Below are 22,247 nucleotides of genomic sequence, written 5' to 3'. Positions count from 1 at the left end.
TCAATATTTTGTACCTCAATACTCATTATCACAGCCATGAGTCTAAACAGCCAGGCTCAGCATAACGAGCTGACAGATGCAGAGAAAAGCGAAGGATGGATCTTGCTTTTTGACGGAGAATCAGCAGAACACTGGCGTGGCTATAACAGCCCGAATTTTCCTGAAAAGGGATGGATGGTAGAGGATGGCATGCTGTCGGTACGTTCGTCCGGCGGGGGAGGAGATATTATCACCCGGCATAAATATCGCAACTTTATACTTAAGCTGGATTGGAGAGCGGCTGAAGGTGCAAACGGCGGCATTTTCTATCGGGCCATGGAACAGCCCGACCAGCCCATATACTGGTCGGCACCGGAGGTACAGATTTTGGATAATGAAAACCATCCTGATGCTGAACGAGGTGAAAATGGCAATCGTAAAGCGGGATCACTGTACGATCTGATTCCGGCCAAACCGCAGAACGCCAATCCATACGGCGAATGGAATTCTGTAAAAATTGTGGCTGATGGTTCGACGGTGGAACACTGGCAGAATGGGGAAAAAGTACTGGAGTATGAACTGTGGACCAACGACTGGTATAAGATGATCCGTAACAGTAAATTTCGGGAACATCCGGAGTTTGGTGATGCGCGGGAAGGATATATCGGACTGCAGGATCATGGAAACCTCGTAAACTTTCGAAATATTAAGATTAAGGAATTGTAGGTTATACGTTGACCGCCAGTACCTGATTTGACCTGCAGCAATGATCCATTATATGGATTCAGGGCTGCAGGTTTTTTTGTGGCTCCTCATGTTCCTTCAAGGAAGTGATTTCTGTGTACGGTTGAGTAACAGATCCGCATATTTAAGAGGCTTGTTTCCAGAAAGACAGACGGGATATGAATAAATGACTGTCTGTGATCTCCTTGGATACCTCCATCCATATCTCAGTTTACTTTTTAAAAAAAGCTACGTTTTTTAAACGTTATTTTTATTATCAAAAAAGTTAGATGGGTGTAAAAGGGGATAAAGAAGAACGTTGGATATTGGAAATCCAGAAAGGGGATAAGGAAGCTTTTGAGCGTCTGTTTACGACCTATTATTTTGATTTGACACGTTTCGTCTGGCGATATGTCAAATCAAATGCCATCGCTGAAGAACTGGTTCAAGAGGTTTTTGCCAATATATGGCAGGATAGAGCACAATGGCATCCAACCAGTTCTTTAAAACTCTATCTTTACCAGTCGGTAAAGAATCAGGCTCTGGATTACCTCAGGCACCAGGAGGTAAGAAAAAAATACGATCCGAAATGGATGGCTGCGAAAGACAACCCCACTCTTGACTACAGGGATCCCCGTCGAAAGAAGCAGGTCCAGGAGGCTATACGGAGAGAGATAGAAGCCTTGCCTCCCCGCAGCAAGATGACCTATAAATTACACCGTTATGATGGGCTGACATACAGTGAAATTGCGGAGGTTATGGATGTATCCGTTAAAACAGTCGAATCACAAATGACCAGGACGTTAAAACGTCTCCGCAAGCGCCTTTCCCATTTGCTTCCATTCTTAGTTGTAGCTTTTTTTTCGGTTTAGCATAGGGGTAACGGATACTGCCCCGCCTGCAACAGCTGGCCATTCCAGATACTTAAAAAAATAAATTGCAGGGTGCCCGATTTTTCGTTCGTCTTATTAGTACAGGGATGAAATATATGGATGACTGATGGTGAAACAACAGATGTGGAGACTCTTACAACGCTATGTAACGAACAACTGTCTGCCGGAAGAGCGTCGGAAAGTAGAACGGTGGATGGATGAAAGTTCGGAGAACCGGCGCTTGGTGAATGATTTGAAGCAAATATGGAAATTGAGCCCGGAGGAAGAGTTCGGGGTAAATGTTGAAGACGCCTGGAATCGATTCAGGATGCATGAGATAGATCCTGGTCCGTCCAGGAAGCACTGGAAGCCCTCCTCCGCTGTGAACCAGCGCATGGTAACGGTTCTGAGCACGGCCGCCGCTGTTTTATTGGTTATTTTCGTTGGCGTCTTATCCAGTCATTACCTCGATGAGCAACAGGCTGGTGGTAGCCAGCTACATGATACGGAACTAAAGCACAGTACAGCCCGGAGAGGTGAAAAAGCCAGGATCTCTTTCTCCGATGGTACCGTCGTAGTGCTAAATGCGGCAAGTTCCTTGCGCTATCCCAAAAGGTTTGATGGGGCTAATCGTGAGGTATACCTGAAGGGGGAGGCCTACTTCGAGGTAGTACCCGGTGCAGACAAGCCATTTATCGTTCACACGAAGACGGCAGATGTGGAAGTGCTGGGAACAAAATTCAATGTCCGTGCCTGGGATGAAGAAACGGCAGTTGATGTTGGGGTGCGTGAGGGGAAGGTTGCAGTTAAACCAGCGAGCAGTATACGCTCAGAAAACAGCGTGCTGCTTACCGGCGGCCAGCATGTAAGCGTAGTTAAGGGCAAAGGAGTTACCGGAATTGAAAATGTGGATATTGAGAAACATCTGCTTTGGTTAAGTGGGGGTTTGTATTTCGACAATGAGCCATTTAAACAGGTTTTATTGCAAATTGAACGAAAATTTGACGTACAAATTTCGGTGAAGGATACAAGCATTTTGGATGTGCCTTTTACCAGCACGTTTAGCGATGAAAATTTAGAGAACGTTTTGAAGGTCCTCTCTGCTTCCATGAAAATGAACTACCGGAAGAAGAATCAGGAAATAGAATTTTCAAAGCCTTAAAGAGATGTGAAGGAAACCCCCATAGCTGTTTGAGGGTGATGGGATCAATACTAATATCTATAAATAATAGGGATCAAAATGCCAATACTTACAAAAGGAAATAGGAAGACAGACGGATGGATAACCTATGCCCGGTGGGGGATGAGCTGGTTACTTGTCCTTGTATTTATTCCGGTAGATTTAACAGCGGTGCAAGTGCAAAATCAGCAAAAAAATATACCCAGGGAAATATCGTATATGACGATGCTGAAAGAATCAAAGACTTTTTACAAGACTGATTTTGATACCGAGATCAGTGTTCATGTCTTCGATGTGACGGTAGAGCAAGCACTGAGGGAAATTGCGGCTATCACGGGTATGAGGCTCACTTACCGGGGGGATATCATGAAACAGAAGAAAGTGACATTGGTGAAGGATAAAATCAGTATTAGTGATGCCCTGGATCATGTACTGCAGAAAACCAACCTGGACTATATGTTTTCGAGGGATGGTTATTTATTGATTTATCAGTCGTTAAGTGAATTGAATAAGATGCGGGCTCAGATAGAAGTTGAGGGAACCGTCATTGATGGTGAGACCGGTGAGCCACTGCCAGGAGTCAACATATCGGTTGAGGGCACGACCAAAGGAACCACGACTAATGTGGAAGGTAAATTTAGTCTTGAAGTTGCCGGTCCGGAGTCCGTTCTCATTTTTTCATTTATCGGCTATAAAACACAGAAGATAACGGTCGGAGAGCAACGGACAATAACTATTGTGTTGGAACAGGATCTGGGAAGATTGGATGAAGTTATTGTAGTTGGCTATGGAACACAGGAGCGAAGCGATCTGACAGGCTCGGTAGAGCGGCTGGAGGGAGAGACATTTAAGGATCAGAATATTACGCAACTCTCGGACATGTTTACCGGCACAATAGCCGGATTTGAAGCGAATCAAAGTTCCAATGCGGCGGGCGGCAGTTCCATGCAGATAAGAGGGACCAATTCACTGCAGGCAGACACAGAGCCAATGATTGTTCTTGACGGAGCGGTATACAATGGCAGCCTGAGGGATATCAACCCCAACGACATCGAAACCATTGATGTTTTGAAGGATGCTAGTTCTGCTGCTATTTATGGTGCCAAGGCTGCTTCAGGCGTGATATTACTAACAACAACGAAGGGAGCAGCCGGAAAGCCAACCATTAACTTTTCATCGGAAGTAGGTTTCAGAGAGCCGTTGAACGACAGGCGTCCCTACGGTCCCATGGAATACATCCAATTTCGGAAAGATTACTTTAGAACCGTATTTCCCGATCAGCCGGAATATTATTATACGCATCCGGACAACCTGCCCGATGGGATAAGCCTGGAGGAATGGCGTAACTATTCTGATTCTAATTTATCGAACGATATTGACGAATACTTATCACGGCTGAGGTTTTTTCCCGAGGAGCAAGAGGTCTATAAGGCTGGAAACAGTCCCGCCGACGAAACGATTGACTGGTATGATGTGGTCATGAGGCGTGGTGTTCAGCAATCTCACAACCTCAGTATTGAAGGGGGATCGGAGGATGCTCAATATTATTGGTCAATTGGCTACGATGAGAATGAAGGAATCCGCGTGGGGGACCAGTATTCAGCGATTCGTTCGCGGCTAAATGTTAATTTCGATATTCTGGAATGGCTAAGTGCAAGTGCAAATATTCAGTGGAGCGATCGAAATGAAACTTCCATACCCGGCAGCCTGGGCTTTTATTCCAACAGTCCCTTTGCCAGACAGTTTGATGAGGATGGAAATTTAAAACGTCGTCCCCACGGGCACACGAACCACCCATTACTCAATTACTATCGGTTTGACCAGGACGACAGAAATAGAAGCCTCTTTTCCAATCTAAGCTTTGACATAGGTCTCCCGTTTGGATTTGAGCACAACGTTTCATTTCAACCCCGTTATGAATATGGACGTTTCTTTTCTTTCATGTCTACTGATGAAAGCGTGGGGGGACTGGAAGCGGATATAAGTACGGGGTCAAGATCTCACTTTGAAGCATTTGAGTGGCGGGTTGATAACCTGTTGACCTGGAAGAAGGAGTTCGGAATCCATGATTTTGATGTGACGCTGTTGCATACCGTGGAACGTAACCGTGAGTGGAGCTCTTCACTGGTAAATCAAAGGTTTTCACCCAATCAGGAGCTGTCGTATCACGGTATAGGCTTTGGCGTTGATCCGGGGGTTGGGGCTTACGACATGACGGTATCTGGTGATGGTATGATGGCCCGTCTGAATTACTCGCTCTTGAGCCGGTATCTGATTACGGCTTCGATTAGAAGGGATGGGTATTCTGCTTTTGGACAGGATCTTCCGAGGGCCAACTTCCCCTCTGTTGCTTTTGCCTGGCGGATAGCCCAGGAAGATTTTTTTGATGTCGACTGGGTGGAACAATTAAAGATGCGGCTCTCATGGGGGATTAATGGCAACCGTGAGATCGGCGCCTACGCGGCATTGGCTGATGTCTCTTCACAGACGTGGTATGATGGGACAAGTACTCGCGTGGGAAGTTATATCAACACTATTGGCAATCCTGACCTGGCCTGGGAACGTACAGAGTCTATAAATATCGGCCTGGATGTGAGTTTTTTCGCGAGTCGAATCAATGTAAACTTAGATTATTATGATGCACGGACAAGTGACTTGTTGATGAATCGACAGCTTCCGTCGTTGACGGGCTTTGATAATGTAACGGTTAATCTGGGAGAACTGGGTAACAGGGGGTTTGAGATGAGCTTTAATTCCGTTAATATCAATTCCGAGAACCTGAGCTGGAATTCCAATTTTGTATTTTCACTGAATCGAAATAAAGTAAGAAAACTTTTTGGGGATACCGGCGAATACCGGTTGCTGGGACAGAGCCGTACAGGGGAAATTCCCGATTTTGATAATGAGTGGTTCCCCGGCAGGGCGCTTGATGAGGTATGGGATTACGATATTATTGGAGTCTGGCAGGAGGATGAAGCTGAAGAAGCTGAAAAATATGGAATGCGGCCCGGTGATTTTAAAGCGGTTGACCCCAATGATGATAACAGGTATGTGGATTTAGATGATAAGAGATTCATTGGTTTCCTGGAACCCCGCTACCGTCTGGGATTAAGAAACCAGGTGGACTTTCTGGGTAATTGGTCAGCGTCTGTTTTTGTGCGGGCAGACCTTGGGCATATCGGGGGATATCCTGAAGCCCTGAACGGCGGTGCGGAAAGCAACGACCGGCGAAGCCGCAATGTCGGGCCGGTACCCTATTGGACTCCTGAAAACACAATTAATGACTACGCCAGGCTGGATGTAAGTACCAGTGGTTATGGAGGGGGACTGATGATATACAAGCCCAGGTCCTTTGTTAGAATTCAGGATGCCACCTTATCTTATACCGTAACTTCCGAATTTACAGAGAGAGTGAAGCTCCGAAATATGCGAGTCTATGTGAGCGGCCGGAATCTTGCCACATTTACCAACTGGCCCCACTGGGATCCTGAGACAGGCAGAACACCATTGGCACGATCCTTCATGATGGGGGTTAACCTTGCATTATGAATGAGTTGGCAATTCATTAAACAAACTGTACCAACAATATTTTAATAAACGGATTATGACACGGTTAGTTAATTTTAGCTTTATTGCAGTTCTTGTAACAGGTTTCATCATTTCCTGTGGCAGTGATTTTTTAGCCCCGGATCCCCTGTCGGACTATACACCTCAAAATGTATACATAGATGAAGAAGGCTTCGAAACCATCCTTGTTCGTTTAAGACAGGAACTGCAACGAGAAAACACGGGCAACAGACACTATCTGTCCACGGAGTATGTGGCCTCAGATTTAGCGGTGGCTGTTTTCCAGGCGGATTTTACCAGAAATACCCCCAGTAACAGCCAGTTCTTTCCCTTCCTTGACATGTTTGAGGAAGTCTATGAACTGATTAAGGATGCCAATGTTTTAATTTCACGAATAGACAATATCGACATGGCAGGGGAGGTAAGAGACCGGATGGTGGCCGAAGCGTTATGGCACCGGTCCTACTGGTACTACCGACTGGTTCACTCCTATGGTGATGTGCCGTGGGTTGGAAAGGAAATAGAGGGGGCAAAATTTGATTTCAAAACTCACAGCCGATGGGCCATCCTCGATAAGATTCAGAGAGATTTGGAGTGGGCTGAATCGAGACTTCCGGTGGAACCGGAAAGGCTTGGAGATGTCACCAAAGGGGCTACTCGGCACCTGCTGGCTAAGGTGTACCTGGCAAATATGGAATATGAGAAAGCAGTAGCAGCGGCTACAAAACTCATCGAGGGGCCCTATGCTCTGATGACGGAACGGTTTGGAATTGACGAGGAGGACCCCAAGAGAAATGTGCAATGGGATTTGCATCGTTGGCAAAACAGAAATATCCCGGCCAATACCGAAACTATTTATACGACGGTAGACCGACCAGACGCCCCCTCTGATGCCTGGAGCATTGGCGTTTATATGTCTCGCCTTTTTAGTCCGGCCTGGTGGAAAATACTGGACTCGGAAGGGACCCGCGGCTGTAACTGGGATACTGCGACCGGGGATACGCTGGGGCAGGGGAATTCCGACGTACGCACCAATGATTTTTGGCACTATAAAATCTGGGAGGATGAAGAGCATACTTGGCAGGAGACCCCGGACATTAGAAGAGCGGATATTAACTGGATTGAAATGGGAGACCAGACGGCTGAAATTACGGTTTGCAGGGAAGATTCTCCAGAGTACGGGGAACAGTTCAACTTGTCTTTGTATGGGAGCCTTCATGACACAACCGATACCTGGTATTCTTTTCCGCATTACAAGACATTTGTACCTACTCCCAATTCATCCTCACCCCGGGGAGGGCAGGCAGACTGGTATATTTTCCGATTGGCAGAGACCTATCTTATCAGGGCTGAGGCTAATTTATGGCTTGGAAAATCGGGGGCAGCCGCCGATGACATTAATAAGGTCAGGGATCGCTCCAATGCTCCCCTGATTACGGCCGCGGATGTTACCATTGATTATATATTCGATGAACGTGCTCGTGAATTGTATATGGAGGTGCCCCGGCATTCAGAAATGGTCAGGACATCCTACATCATGGCAGCTGAGAATATTGATGGCTATGATTTGGATACGTTCAGCGAAGATAACTGGTTTTATGACAGGGTGATGGCGGTGAACCATCATTATCACGAACCTAAACTACAGTGGTATGGGAACACAGCCAATATTGAGCCGCACAATGTACTCTGGCCAATCCCTCAGAACGTTATTACAGCGAATACACTGGGACGAGTGAACCAAAATATAGGCTATGACGGTGCAGAAAATAACGAGCCTCCCATACAAACCATCGACGAGCAAAATTATTAAAGAGATATACAACCGAATATGTTAGTTTATCATGGACACAGTACCTGCCTTTTAAGGTTGTGGAACTGAAAAATTATTACGTTAATTAATATCACGCTACTATTATATAATAGCCCGGATAAAATTTTAGTCCTTCTTAACAAGGTCAGGTGTACTTGTATCCCTTTAAAATAAGAGCATAACTATCAAATGGAATATTACCCGTTGCGTATTTTTCTAGTCATTGTTTTTATCGTTTCCTGCGGACAGAATTTAGCAGCACAGGAAAGCGGCTGGCAGGCTGATCGGGAGCGTATTGAACAACTGGAGGAGGAGCGACCGGGGTACAATTGGCGTGAGTCGGGCGTTCCCGACTACGAGTTACCTGAAGTATTGCGAACCACTTCAGGTTCAACGGTACAAAACAAGGAGGAATGGCCCCGGAGACGGCGCCACATTCTGGAATTGTTCCGTACCCACATGTATGGCCGTCGGCCCGGCCCGCCGGAAGAACTCAGCTTCGAAGTCGTTCAGGAAGATCCGCAAGCCATGAAGGGAAGGGCAACACTTCGTCGAGTGGCTATTAAAAGCCGGCATGAGGGGCGCAGACACGAGTTCGAGTTGATCCTGTTTCTTCCCAATGATGTATCCGGTGCCATTCCCGTTTTTATGCTGATGAATAACCGGGCCCCCTCGAATACGGATCCCACCCGAAAGGAGAAATCAGGCTTCTGGCCTGCTGAGGAGGTCATTGACCGCGGATATGGTATAGCAGCTATTCAAAATAATGATTTGGCCCCGGATGACGAAGACCGCTATCACGAGGGCGTTATTCGTCTTTTTGAAGGAGAGGACGCCTCAGTTGACCGAGAGGCTGACGCATGGATGGCTCTGGCGGCCTGGGGCTGGGGCGCCAGCCGGGTCATGGATTATTTTGAATCTGAATCCGGTATTGATAATTCCAAAGTGGCCCTGCTTGGACACTCCCGGGGAGGAAAGGCGGCACTGTGGGCCGGAGCGGAAGACACGCGCTTCTCCATCGTTATTTCCAATAATTCCGGAAGCGGAGGCGCAGCCCTCAGTAGGCGCAGGTTCGGGGAAACAGTCAAAGCGGTGAATGGATTTGATCACTGGTTTGCAGAAAATTATATGGCTTTCAATGACCGGGAGGAAGCATTGCCTTTCGATCAGCACATGCTCATCTCACTTATGGCCCCGCGCGCGGTATACATCGCCAGTGCCGGTGAGGACCTGTGGGCCGATCCCCGCGGTGAATTTTTATCACTGGCCCATGCCTCTCCCGCCTATGGCTTGTGGGGGTATGAGGCCGTTGAGCCCGATGAGATGCCCCCGCTGGATCAGCCGCTTGTCGCTGGTCCCCGTGGATATCACATTCGAAGCGGGGGGCACAATCTTACACCGGAAGACTGGAATCACTATATGGATTTTGCTGACCGCTGGTGGAACAGGGGGCAATGATAGACGGGGCCAGTCACTTTTTGGTACAGTATATGTTCACAAAGATCAACACCGGTACTTCAGCACTAAAACTACGGATTAACATCATAAGGGAAGTTTTCAGCACATGATCAAGACAACAAAATACGCACTGTTCATACTGTCATATTTTATTTTTGCACATGCATTTACATCCTATGGGCAAAGTGCGCAGCAACAGCGGCATGCCTACCTTCAACAGTTGCTGGAACTCCAGGAAACCCCTCCCTCTCATGATGCCTTTGTCAGCTACCACGATTCTACCTGGATCGATTGGGTAGAGCGTACAGGCGCTCTACCCCCGAATTTTGAGGACATGCCTTCCATACCGCTGCTTCCCGATCCACTGGTCATTGATGAGGGAGGTGAAAATATTCCAGTTGAGACCAGGGCGCAGTGGAAGGAGAAGAGAGAATGGATAAAGGAGCAGGCAAAACATATTTTATCGGGCACCTTCCCGCCGCCGCCCAGCAATGTTACTGCACATGTGTTGGATGAGAAGATGGAAAACGGGGTCAAGATTGAAATGATTGAACTGCGTTTCGGTAATAATAAGGAAGCGAAATTGACCCTTGAACTCTTCACCCCGCCCGGAGATGGCCCATTTCCGGTCTTTATGACTCAGTGGAATCACCGGGGATGGGCTCAGATAGCAGTGCGTAGGGGATATATGGGCCTGGTATATGCCGGGGCGGATGACAGGGACGACACCCGGGAATACCTGGAGCTGTATCCTGATTATGACTGGAGTACACTGATGGCACGTGCGTGGGGAGCCCATAGGGCCGTAGATTACTTGTATACTCTGGACCGGGTAGATCGATCCCAAATTGCTATTACCGGTCACTCGAGAAATGCAAAACAGTCGGTTTTTGCCGGGGCTTTTGACGATCGGATTACGGCCGTTATCAGCAGCAGCGGGGGGACCGGCGGTGAAATTCCCTACCGCTATACCGATGCACGTCATTCGAATGAGGAGATTGAGTTTCTGGTATCCCGGAGAACGCACTGGCTGCACCCGAGACTCCGTTTTTACTGGGGACGGGAACATAAGCTGCCGATTGATCAAAATTCACTGTTGTCCCTGATTGCTCCAAATTCACTACTGCTGAGTACATCCATACGCGAGAACAAGGCGGGCGGAGCGCCGTGGGCTATAGAGCACAATTACCAGTCGCTTGAGAAGGTATATGGGTTCCTGGATGCTGGCGATAAACTGGGAATTCGGTTTCGGGATGGAGAACATGCCGTGGAGGCCCGGGATATCGAGGCTTTTATCGACTGGCTGGACATACAGTTCGACCGTAGCAGTATGATCCCCTGGGAGAATGAACTGGTATACAATTATTCCTTTGACCAGTGGAAAGAACTGAGCGGAGAAACTGTCGATCCCCGGGATTTTCCGGTCATTCCCGCCGAGCGTGCAATCCTCACCGGGGAAGGGGGCGCAACTATTGATTCGCCTTCGGCGTGGAAAGCACAAAAGGATTCTATCCTTGCGGATGTTGACTGGCTGCTCGGTGACAGACCGGCTGGTGTTACTGCGAGCCCCATCAGACGGCTTACTGCGAGAGACGACTATCTCAACAGTTTTATCAGCCGCCCGGAAGTCTCCAACGGACGCAGCAGGAATATCGCTCCCTACAACGCCCTGGGCGACTACCTGCACGGCAGACTTTACTATCCCACTGACGAAGATGGAGAAATGCAAACGGGGGAAGAGGGCAAGCTGCCGGTAGTCATCTATCTGCACCGCTTCTCAAATACCGGTTTTGATGCCACGAATGTGGAGGGCCTGTTCGAAGACATTCTGTCTGAGGGGATGGCTGTGCTGGCTATGGACCTGATCGGGTATGGAACCCGAATCGAGGAGGGAACCCTCTTTTACGAGCGCTATCCCCATTGGTCCAAGCTGGGTAAGATGGTCACTGATACGCGGGCGGCCGTCGATGCACTGGAGGGACTTGAGTTTGTTGATCGTGATCAAATCTTTCTCTCCGGATTCGCACTGGGAGGGACGGTCAGCCTGTTTACTGCTGCCCTCGACGATCGGATTGCGGGGGTGGGGGTCTCAGGAGCCTTTACGCCTTTGCGTGACGCCTCCGGAGATGTGGAAGGAGTCAAGACCTACTCCCATTTGCATGGGTTGCTTCCACGGCTGGGATTCTTTGTGGATGACACCGAACGCATACCCGTAGATTTTCCGGCTATCCTTGCCTCTATTGCGCCAAGGCCCATGCTTGTTATAACGCCGGAGCTGGACCGGCATTCAGATTTCAAAAAGGTACAGCAGGCTGTGGGGCAGGCTGAGACGGTCTATCGTCTTTTCAATAGCGATTCAAAGCTTGACTTCATGACACCCTATGAATTTACAGGCTTCTCTTCCCTGCAGAAGAAAAAGCTGGTAGACTGGTTGCATGGACAGCTGAAACAATAGAACCCGAAAGGGGATCTGCAATTAATATTTGCACTATTTTAAAAAAATAGTTAATTGTTGATTGTTAACTCATTTTGCATAGCGTACTCACTGGGTAATCGGGATGAATCCTCTGTTGTAAGCTTAATATTTGGAAGAGGCTGAACTAATCATTGCCTGTCAGGGAATGCAATGGGATTTCCCATAGGAGCGGAAGGGATATGCGTTGGGAAGCTGTATTCATTTGTCTGCAAAATACATAAACATACATTTATAGGATGGGTGTAAGATGAAGGGAAAGAATGACTACGTTCTGGTAAAGGGTATGAAGAATGGTGACAGAACATCATTCAAGCGTCTTTATAAGAAGTACCACAAACCTCTTTATTATCTTTCAAGAAAATATCTAAAGAATGAAGCAATAGCCGAGGATGCGGTTCAGGATGTTTTCATAAAATTATGGCAGAAACGCGAGGACCTTGACGAGTCTGCTTCGGTGAGGAGTTTTTTATTTACCATGCTGAAGAATCATGTATTGAATATGATTCGCGACAAAAAGAATCATAAGCGCATTTTGAAGGATCTCACCCTTAATGAACAGCAAAATCCCGGTTATAACCCCATAGAAAATAAAATTATCTATACGGAGTATCTCGACTTTCTGAAGAAGGCCTTGAAGAAACTTTCGCCGGCTGAGAGAAAAGTATTCCAGATGAAAAGCTTTGAAGGACTCACCAATGCCGAGATAGCTGAGCTCAATAAGGTCTCCATCAATACGGTAAAGACACAATATTATTTAAGTTCAAAATTCATCCGCAATTATCTGAGAAAACATGCCGACATTTATTCATTTATTTTTATCATATTTTTTATATAAAAGATATATGGATTATTGCTGATGTTGTTATCTTACAGCTGCCCTTTAGCTTACGGACCGTGCAGGAACTTCCTATCTAATACTTTTTGCCTGCTGATGTGTACTATTAAAAAAGGTTAATACCCATTTACGATATGGCATGGAAGAAGCGAATGCATGGACAGGTATGTCAGCGAGAAATAGACAACAATAAAACGTTTTAACACTAAAAATAAATAAGCACACAGGATCGATATAGATGATGCAGCCACTTGACTGGATAGTTATATTTTTGTTTTTCTTAGTGATGGTAATCATAGGAATTTGGTCGTTCCGGGAGGTTGATGATTCCGGTGATTTTTTTGTAGCCGGAGGTAAGCTACCATGGTGGCTTTCAGGCATTTCACATCATATATCAGGATACAGCGGGGCTGTATTTGTGGCTTATGCCGGCTTGGCCTATACCCACGGTTTTACCATCTACATCTGGTGGGCCTTTACCATCGCTATCGGAATTTTTGTGGGTTCCATCTTCATTGCCCCCCGATGGTCGCGGTTGCGGGCCAAACTCAATATTGAGTCTCCCACCGAATATCTGAAAACACGATACAATCTCCCCACCCAGCAGCTTATGGCCTGGTCCGGGGTGCTGCTGAAATTGTTTGATGTGGGAGCCAAATGGGCTGCCATCGCGGTTCTGTTGAAGGCATTCACCGGGACCTCCCTGGTGGTGGGAATTCTGCTGGCAGGCGGCATTTCATTGATTTATATCACCGTGGGTGGATTATGGGCCGATGTTTGGACCGACTTGGCACAGTTTGTTGTGCAAATTGTTGCCGGTCTGGCCATGCTTTTCATCGTGATGGACATGTTGGGAGGGGTTGACTCTCTGTTTACGATCTGGGACCAGCTTCCGGAAGACAATGGACAATTATTTAACGATCCATATACCCCAGGCTTCGCTTTTGCCTTTTTATTCATCAATTTTCTCAGCTACAACGGCGGCACCTGGAACCTCGCCACCCGCTATATTTCTTCTCCATCGGGGTCGGATGCTCGTAAAGCGGCGATTCTGTCAGGACTGTTGTATCTGATCTGGCCTCTTATTCTCTTTTTCCCGATGTGGGCGGCGCCTATAATCTTGCCTAATCTTGAGGACCCCACGCAGTCGTACGCTTTAATTACGCAGGAACTGCTGCCACCCGGGATGGTTGGGCTGGTGCTGGCATCCATGTTTGCCAATACCATGTCGATGACTTCTTCGGATTCCAATACGATTTCGTCCGTCATCACCCGGGATATACTGCCCAATCTTTCTGACAGGTTCAAAGATTTAAAACAGAAAGAGTCGCTGCGCATGGCACGCTTGTCTACCTTCTGTTTTACAGCGCTGACCCTGGTGATCGCCATTAATGCCGATTCCTTCGGGGGAGTTCTGGGCTTGATTATCAGCTGGTTTGCAGCCATCGTTGGTCCCATCTCTGTTCCCATGATACTGGGATTGCTTCCCAGGTTCCGGCATTGCGATTCCAAGACGGCCATTATCTCCATCATCGGGGGGCTGGTTGCTTTTGTTGTGTCCAAATACCTGATGGACTCGACCCAGGTCGTTGAGATCGCATCGCCGCTGTTTATATCGTTTATTCTCTATGTATCAATCGGCTGGTTTAACAAGAAAGATGAAGTTCCGGCCGAAGTGGATGAATTGCTGGATAAACTGGAGCTGGACAAACGGGAAGTGATTGAAGAAACCTTTTAATTCGTGGAAAAAGGGTTAGCTGATTTTTACCTTAAGCAGGTTGAGGATGTCCTGCTTCCATTCTGGAACAGGGCATTGGACCAAAAGCACGGAGGCATTTTTACCTGTTTTAACAACAGGGGCGATGCATTGGTCAGCACGGATAAATATACCTGGTCGCAGGGCCGGTTCTTATGGCTGTGGTCCGAAATAATACGCCTTATTGACCAAAATATACTCAAGGGTGAACGGGAAGAGTACCTTCGGCACCTGAACAGGAGTGCCTCTTTCCTGGAAGAACATGTATTCCTTCCAAATGGTAACTGCGCCTTTCTGCTAACCAAAGAGGGACATAAGAAGGAAAGCGTAGCCGGTGCGGGCTATGACAGCAGTATTTATGCGGATTGTTTTGTTGCCCTGGGATTGGCTAAAGTTGCTGGACTCACTCATGATGAGAAGCGCTTCGAACGGGTACTCGACCTTTATCATCGCATTCGCAGACGAATCGAAAAGGGAAGTATTTCTACTGAACCGTATCCGATTCCAAAGGATTACCGTGCTCATTCCATTCCGATGATCATGCTGAATGTTGCCCAGGAAATGGCGGAGGTGGCTGTCCGTATGATTCACCCGGCCAGGCAGCAGCTGGTGGCCCACAGCGTGGAGTACATGGAAGATATCATGGAGCATTTTTACATGCCTGATCACCGGGTTGTTGAAATGTTACCGATTCAGCGGTCGACCAATGAAGATAAGTCGCTGCTTTACCGCCACCTCAATCCTGGTCACACGATTGAGTCGATGTGGTTTGTCATCCATACCGCCCGAGAGCAGGGGTATAAGAACTATGTTGAACAGGCTGTTAAAGCCATACGACATGCTGTGACATTAGGATGGGATGAACAGTACGGCGGTCTGCTGAGATTTGTAGACCGGGAAGGAGGGAAGCCCCGGGGAGCCGCCGGGGAGACGGCCTATGAAGAGCTGATTCTCGGTTCATGGAATATGAAGCTCTGGTGGCCCCACTCCGAGGCATTGTACGCACTGCTGTTGGCTTATGATCTTACTCGCGATGAAAAGATGCTAAAGCTCTATGAAAAAGTGGAGCAGTACGTCTTTAACACCTTTCCAAATCCTGACAAGAATATCGGGGAATGGATACAGATACGGGACAGAAAAGGAAAACCCATCGATAAGATTGCTGCCCTGCCGGTAAAGGATCCATTCCATATCCTTCGCAATATGATTCTGATCATCGATCTGCTGGCAGAGAAAGAGGAATAAAAAATAACAGGATTCGGCGGAAGGGGGTACTGCTTTCACCGGGTTTATCGCTCCTTCAGGGTACTATCGGCATAGACCCGGTACGTTTCTTTAACCCATTAACTGCAGTAAGCATCTTATACTGCTGCAGATTGCGTGACAGTCAGTGCCTGTGGCTGTTCAATTCTTCGTCTGTCCATGGATGGTCGCGGCCTGTGGAAGCTCCGCGAACTTCCATGACCAGGGATGGTGGTACTGGATGTTCCTTGTGCCCCCATGCTTGACGGATGTAGGTTGCTATAGCAGCAATCTCCTCGTCGGAATATCGGTCGCCTACAGGAGGCATCCTCATTTCACCTTCCTTGCCGTCCAGCAGGATGCGAATCAAGTGACTTGGTTTTCCAAGCACCCATTTTGAATTGACCAGGGGTGGTGCCATGCCTTTCATGCCCTTTCCGTCTTCCTGGTGGCAGGAACCGCAGGATGTTGCAAACAGTTGTTTTCCGAGTTCAAAGCGTTCTTTTTCATCTGGTGTCAGCGGTTCCGGAGTGGGCTCGGCTTTTGGTTTTCCCGGCCAGTCGAGGCGTTTAATCATTTTGTCAATTCGCCTGGCAAGGGGATCACCGGTTTCGCTGGTGGCATCCAGCAAGGCGATGGGTTTGTTGTCAAGTTCAAAGAGTCTGGGGCTGCCGCCGGAAGAAGGCTCGGGGGCTACCTCCTCCAATCCCGCAAGCAGGGAACGCCGTTGCCATACTGGTTTCTGTTGATCACCTATCCTGTTCAGCAGGCTGCTTATATGATTGCCCGACCCGGAGTTGAGTACAGCGCGTGTTAACCTTTCGATGGTCTTGGAAGCGATTTGTTGGTCGGGAAACTGGTCAAGGAGCCCACTCAAAAAGGAAAACTCCTGGTTGCCTAAACCGCTGAGGACAAGATTCACCACGATGGGATCATTACCATGGGCTTTTACCATCTTCATCAGGGCCGCAGAACGTTCAGGTGAGGGAAGTTCACCGATGGAGGCTGCCAGCTGTCGCTGAACCACATGAGCTGAATCATCCAGCAGGCTTATCAGCTTTTGATGGTAAGAGTCAGTATGGCTGGAAAATTCAGCTTCAGCAATACGTATGGCTGCGGCCCGAAGGTGTGGAGAGGAATCCGATAAAGCAGCATCCAATAGGTCGTCATTTATTGCGTCAAGTCCGTTCAGCGTCCACAGCGCATGCAGACGGGCATAATCCTTTTCGCTGTCTGTAGCCAGTTGACGGAGTTTTGGTACAACAGAATCCGCCTGGCGTTCAACAAGAAGCCGCTGCGCTGTGTCTCGCCACCATCCGTTGGGGTGGTTGAGATATGAAGCAAGCTCTTCAGGTGATTTTGATGAAAGGTCGGGTGTTGGACCGGGGATCGTGGAGTCGTGAATGATGCGGTATATCCGTCCGAGGCCAATCGGTTTTTCCAGGCCTCGTTTTTCAATTTCGGTTTTAAGATAATTGGTAAGAAACAGCTGGTTCTGGATGATCCCGCGGTACATGTCCAGAATATATAATGTTCCGTCGGGCGCTGTGTAAATATTGACCGGTCGGAATCGCTCGTCGGTGGAGGTCAGAAAGTCTGCCTTAAGGTCTTCGTACGGGTTATGACCGATAAGAGATCCATCGCGTTGCTTTTTAAGCACATATCGCTGAACCAGGTTACCGGCGGGTTCCGGGACAAAGACATCACCGCGAAGTTCCCCGGGAAGCTTGTCACCCCGGTAAACAGCCAGGGCGCTGGCTGAGGTATAGCGGGTGAGGGTGCTGTCATCCCGCAGCATGCCCTCACGATAGCCGCGGTTTATGCCAGTTGTGGGGCGTACCGGCCATACGGTTTTATTTTTATAGATTGACTCATAGAGCCCGCGCTGCTGGTCCAGATCCTTGTTTCGACTGTAATAGTGCGAAGAGATATAGTCAACGGCCATGGGATTCGAATTGCTGTTGCGGTAAATGCGGCCATAGCTGTCCTTCGTTATTCCCCACTGCCCCAGGCTGGGTGTCTTGTCGTAGTGTAGCTGTCCGTCCCGCAACTGAAAACGCCCGTCATAGTGAGTAGTATGGATCCAGTTATCAATACCCCACATCAGGCCATTGGGATTGGATTCGGGATTAACAGAAAGATCACCAAAATCCGATCGGATTTTATGTATGGCATCGGCCTTTAGATCCCCCGTTGTATCCTCTGTCATCCAGAGGTTGGGCGGAGCTCCCACGAGTACTCCGTGATCCAGGGCCTTGACGGCACGGGGAAGGATCAAGCTGTCCAGGTACACGGTGCGCTTGTCCATCCTGCCGTTGCCCGAAGTATCTTCGAGCACGACAATTTTTCCGGTTGGTTTCTTTTCTCCTTCTCCCTCTACATTGGGCATGTAACTACGCATCTCTGCTACCCAAAGGCGACCCTGCGCGTCAAAATCCATAGCTACAGGATCAACCACCAGGGGCTCACTGGCAACGAGCTGGATGTCATAGCCGGGAGGAAGGTAGAAAGATTCCAGGGCTTTCGCAGGTGAAAGCACTGGCGATTTATCAGGTGCAGGCTGCACCTCGGGCGGCCAGGATTGTTCCCCGCATGCCGCCAGAGACAGCATAAGGGGAATCAGTATGAATATGAACAAATAGGCGGTTGAACGACGGGACCTATTATGCTGCTTCATAAGGAAATAAATAACTTTTAAGCTTTGAATATGATTAATTCGGAATAGTGTTATTGAACCAGTTGCAACTGTTTCCGCCCGGAACCTCCGGGGGCAGGAGAGAGGGATGGATGGAAAGGGACGGAATGCCTTGCGGGACGGAAACTTCAAACCTCGCACATTCACCATAGGTAACAGGACCATGGTTTATCAGATGAGACAAAACTGACCGTCCTTTAGCTCAATTGAGGGATCAGCATGGGCCAGTACATCTGATGGAGCGATGCCGATGAGTTCGAGGGGATTATAAAATCCCACTCTGGCAAGCTCTTCCCCGGATAACAGATCGAGTGTCTTCAGGTAATTCATGCATTCCAGCATGGATGAGGAAGAGCCTACCAGGTATCCTGTTTCGGGGTTGTGCAGGAGTCCCGACTCTTCCAGGATTACGTCATTGCCGAGGGTGTTATAGGTCCCCGGCGGAAGGCCGGCAATAGGGGAGGCATCACTGACCACAATGATCTTTGAGGTTCCCTTTGTCCTGATGATCGCCTTGAGAATAGCCGGTGGGAGATGATGCCCATCGGCAATAATCATTGCTGTCAGATCATCATTGCCGATCCCGGCCCACAGTGGATTATGATGCCGTGGCAGCAGTCTCGGTATGCCGTTGCCCAGATGAGTGAGAGACCGGGCCCCGGAATGGGCTAATTTATCCAGATCATTTTCCCCCGCCATTTGATGACCGAGGGAGACGGTTATTCCCAGGTTGTCGGTGGCATATCGACACAGATCATCAGCGCCCTCTGTTTCCGCGGCAATGGTTAGCAGCTTGATATTGCCACCCGACCACTCATCAAGTTTCTGGAGAAAGTTGATATCCGGCTTACGCACCCATTCGGCATTATGTGCCCCCCGTGCGCCATCTTCGCCCGAAATAAAAGGCCCTTCTACGTGAAAGCCGGGGATGGATTCCCGGAGATCATTATCAATGATAGACCGAGCCATGAGGCGCAGATTCCGCTCGAAGGTTTCAGCAGAAGAGGTTATAATCGTTGGTAAAAAAGCAACGGTACCGTGGTCAAGCAGGGCATGGCATGCAGCTGTGAATTCTTCTTCCGTCAGCTCCGGATTTGAAAAATCAATGCCCTTGTAGCCATTAACCTGAAGGTCTACGAATCCAGGGATGTTCATTGGTATGTTTGATCTCCGTATTTTTAAAATTAATGCTACTGTTAATCGACGTCACCCGTGTCAAGAATATCATCAATATAAATGACTTCCTGCTTGTCGGCGGAGGTGTACAAAGCCTCAACTATTGCCAGCGACTGCAGGCTGTCTTCACCGGAAACAACGGGGGCAGTGTCGCTGTGAAAGGCATCAAGTATGGCATCATACTGGTTTTTATGATTCTTAAACGTCATGCCGGCCAAAGGACTGGCTGCCCCGGCTGCATCGCCCGGAGAATCTTGTTTAGGCTCCCCAGACTGATCCTGAAGGGTCTTTTGCAGACGATCTCCCTCAAGTAGGAGCGTACCTTTGGTGCCATTGATTTCTACCGTTCGATCCTGCGGAGGCGTGATGGAAGTAGAGGCCTCAAAAACGCCGATGGCACCGTTATTAAATTCAAGGCAAGCCACTGCATTATCTTCGGCTTCGATGCCTTCGTGTGTGAAGGTTCCCTTGAAGGCAGCAATGGATTTAACGCCTCCAACAAACCACTGCAAAAGATCAATAGTGTGAATAGACTGGTTGATGACCGCTCCCCCGCCGTCCAGTTCAAAAGTGCCCCGCCATGAAGAACCGCTATAATACTCCTGGTCACGGAACCACTTGACGGAGGCGCTGGCCATGACAACATCGCCCACGGTTTTATTATCGACAAGCTCTTTCATCTTTTTGACATCATCAATAAATCTACTTTGGTAGATGACAGCAAGCTTGACCTCATTATCCTTGCAGCTGTCTATGAGAGATTGTCCGCGGGCAACAGTAATTTCTATTGGTTTTTCAACAATCACGTGTTTGCCTGCTTCTGCGGCTGCCTGGCCATAGTCCAGGTGGGTACCCGTAGGGGTGCAGATAACGACGACATCGAGGTCAGGGGCTTTCAGAAATTCATGAAATGAAGTGTAGCCACTGATGTCATATTTACTACTGAATGCTTCAACGGTTTGTTCTGTTCTGCTATGTGCAGCAATGAGTTGACCCCGGCCGGTCCTTATAATGGCTTCGGCATGGGTTTCTGATATGTTACCGCATCCGACAATTCCAATACCGTACGTATTTTGTTCTGTATTCATAATCCTGGTCAATATTAGATAGATAAAAAATTTACAGAAAGGGTAGGAAAATCTGCGCTTAACCTACTTAATAAAATCAAAAAAGAAAAATACTCAAATCCCTTTTGAACATTAATAGCCGGTTTAAGAAGTATTATTTATTCTGATGCTAAAACATTGATAGAAGAGTTTTTAAAGCTATTTAATTTTTTTCTAATACTTCTCGTTCTGTTATGTGTATTACTAATAAACTATCGAAAGAAGAAGAATATGCGGGCAGGTTTAATAGAAAAATTTATCGATGACGACTGCACGGCGGAAGAAGCTGAGCAGGTGTTGAATTGGCTGTCAACTACTGAAGGGCAGCAGTATCTTGAAGAAAAAATAGGGGAAGACTACACACTCCTGCAGGATGAAAGAATTCAGTCGCTGGTTTCGGAAACGAAATCTCAGAAAATGTGGGGCGTAATCAGGAATAACCTGGACTACAGATATGGACCCCATTCCATCCGGAAAAAGAAAATGAGAAAGCCTGCGGCATACTGGGGAGCCGTTGCCGCTGCGTTTGCCATACTGGCCGCATCCATGTTTTATCTTTGGCCTTACGCCACTACGACTCCCGAAGCTTCTCCTGACCCCATTTATTACCAGACCGGTAACAACCAGCAAAAAGCCTTGACGCTGCGAGATGGATCAAAAATACGGTTGAACAGTAATTCAAAGCTATGGATATACGAACCCTTCGGAGAGGGTGAAAGGAAAGTCCGATTGAAAGGGGAAGCGTATTTTGAGGTTGTCCATGATGAAGACAGGCCGTTCATCATACACACGCCGAATGCATCGGTAAAGGATTTGGGTACGGTTTTCAATGTCAGGGCATTTCCGGACGACGATAATGTGCAGGTGTCGGTTAATGAGGGAAAAGTTTCATTATGGTCTTCTCAGCAGGTTGAAACTGAGGCTGCCATCCTCAATCCGGGGCAGTTCGGCTACCTTAACCTTGACAATCAAACCATTGAGATAGATGAGTTTGAACATAACAACTATTTGAGCTGGATGAACAGGCGCATCATTTTTGATAACATGAAATTGAAGGATGTTAGCAGGCAGCTCAGTCGTATTTATGATGTATCCTTTGAATATGCATCGCCTGTGATCAAAGAGTTGACCTTGTCGTCTACCTTTGAACGGGGATCCCTGGAGAAAGCGCTGGAGGTTGTTGCGCTGACTCTGGATTTATCGTACAACCGCACCGAAAATAGGATCCGGTGGGAGCGGGGGCATCAGGGAAGTAAGACAGGAGCTGAGAGCAGTTGAAAGAGGTTGTGTGGGGCAAATAGGGATGGAATGTATCGTTTATACCTCTCTGCTGTATATCTGAATCAGCTTATGAATCTCGGATAAGGGG

General features: G+C 48.0%; 14 protein-coding genes. 11 read left to right on the top strand and 3 right to left on the bottom strand.

Annotation, left to right across the window (positions count from 1 at the left end; translation table 11 throughout):
* Positions 1 to 36 precede the first annotated feature (36 nt).
* The 10 genes from FN808_RS09560 to FN808_RS09515 all read left to right on the top strand — a co-directional run bounded on the left by FN808_RS09560 (position 37) and on the right by FN808_RS09515 (position 15,904).
* A complete protein-coding gene (locus tag FN808_RS09560; RefSeq protein ID WP_221930001.1) occupies positions 37 to 705 on the top strand; it encodes a 3-keto-disaccharide hydrolase in 669 nt (222 codons plus the stop codon).
* A 287-nt stretch (positions 706 to 992) separates the two neighbouring features.
* A complete protein-coding gene (locus FN808_RS09555; RefSeq protein ID WP_142714351.1) occupies positions 993 to 1,574 on the top strand; it encodes an RNA polymerase sigma-70 factor in 582 nt (193 codons plus the stop codon).
* A 142-nt stretch (positions 1,575 to 1,716) separates the two neighbouring features.
* A complete protein-coding gene (locus FN808_RS09550) occupies positions 1,717 to 2,736 on the top strand; it encodes a FecR domain-containing protein (protein ID WP_185958332.1) in 1,020 nt (339 codons plus the stop codon).
* Positions 2,737 to 2,814: 78 nt separating this feature from the next.
* Positions 2,815 to 6,303: a SusC/RagA family TonB-linked outer membrane protein gene (locus FN808_RS09545; RefSeq protein WP_221930000.1), complete on the top strand. Its 3,489-nt coding sequence runs from the start codon at positions 2,815 to 2,817 to the stop codon at positions 6,301 to 6,303.
* Positions 6,304 to 6,358: 55 nt separating this feature from the next.
* On the top strand, positions 6,359 to 8,134 hold the full coding sequence (locus tag FN808_RS09540; protein WP_142714349.1) for a RagB/SusD family nutrient uptake outer membrane protein: 1,776 nt from the start codon (positions 6,359 to 6,361) through the stop codon (positions 8,132 to 8,134).
* Between the two features lie 204 nt (positions 8,135 to 8,338).
* On the top strand, positions 8,339 to 9,592 hold the full coding sequence (locus FN808_RS09535) for a glucuronyl esterase domain-containing protein (RefSeq protein ID WP_221929999.1): 1,254 nt from the start codon (positions 8,339 to 8,341) through the stop codon (positions 9,590 to 9,592).
* A 106-nt stretch (positions 9,593 to 9,698) separates the two neighbouring features.
* Positions 9,699 to 12,047 (top strand): glucuronyl esterase domain-containing protein, encoded by a 2,349-nt coding sequence (locus tag FN808_RS09530; protein ID WP_142714348.1) that lies wholly within the window; start codon positions 9,699 to 9,701, stop codon positions 12,045 to 12,047.
* 304 nt (positions 12,048 to 12,351) lie between these two features.
* A complete protein-coding gene (locus FN808_RS09525) occupies positions 12,352 to 12,903 on the top strand; it encodes an RNA polymerase sigma factor (protein WP_185958331.1) in 552 nt (183 codons plus the stop codon).
* 241 nt (positions 12,904 to 13,144) lie between these two features.
* Positions 13,145 to 14,641, top strand: a complete 1,497-nt coding sequence (locus tag FN808_RS09520) for a sodium:solute symporter family protein (protein WP_142714428.1) — start codon at positions 13,145 to 13,147, stop codon at positions 14,639 to 14,641.
* A gap of 3 nt (positions 14,642 to 14,644) precedes the next feature.
* A complete protein-coding gene (locus FN808_RS09515) occupies positions 14,645 to 15,904 on the top strand; it encodes an AGE family epimerase/isomerase (protein WP_142714346.1) in 1,260 nt (419 codons plus the stop codon).
* A 142-nt stretch (positions 15,905 to 16,046) separates the two neighbouring features.
* Here FN808_RS09515 and FN808_RS09510 read toward each other — a convergent pair whose 3' ends face one another.
* The 3 genes from FN808_RS09510 to FN808_RS09500 all read right to left on the bottom strand — a co-directional run bounded on the left by FN808_RS09510 (position 16,047) and on the right by FN808_RS09500 (position 20,860).
* Positions 16,047 to 18,512 (bottom strand): DUF7133 domain-containing protein, encoded by a 2,466-nt coding sequence (locus FN808_RS09510; RefSeq protein WP_185958330.1) that lies wholly within the window; start codon positions 18,510 to 18,512, stop codon positions 16,047 to 16,049.
* A gap of 255 nt (positions 18,513 to 18,767) precedes the next feature.
* Complete coding sequence (locus FN808_RS09505) at positions 18,768 to 19,751, bottom strand: N-acetylglucosamine-6-phosphate deacetylase (protein WP_142714344.1); 984 nt, start codon at positions 19,749 to 19,751, stop codon at positions 18,768 to 18,770.
* A 41-nt stretch (positions 19,752 to 19,792) separates the two neighbouring features.
* Positions 19,793 to 20,860: a Gfo/Idh/MocA family protein gene (locus tag FN808_RS09500; RefSeq protein WP_142714343.1), complete on the bottom strand. Its 1,068-nt coding sequence runs from the start codon at positions 20,858 to 20,860 to the stop codon at positions 19,793 to 19,795.
* 249 nt (positions 20,861 to 21,109) lie between these two features.
* On the opposite strand from FN808_RS09500, the gene FN808_RS09495 reads away from it, so the two are divergent.
* Complete coding sequence (locus tag FN808_RS09495; RefSeq protein ID WP_142714342.1) at positions 21,110 to 22,156, top strand: FecR family protein; 1,047 nt, start codon at positions 21,110 to 21,112, stop codon at positions 22,154 to 22,156.
* The last annotated feature ends 91 nt before the right edge of the window (positions 22,157 to 22,247 follow it).

Source organism: Fodinibius sediminis, assembly GCF_900182555.1.
Taxonomy (GTDB): domain Bacteria; phylum Bacteroidota; class Rhodothermia; order Balneolales; family Balneolaceae; genus Fodinibius; species Fodinibius sediminis.
This window is presented reverse-complemented; position numbering and strand designations above follow the sequence as displayed.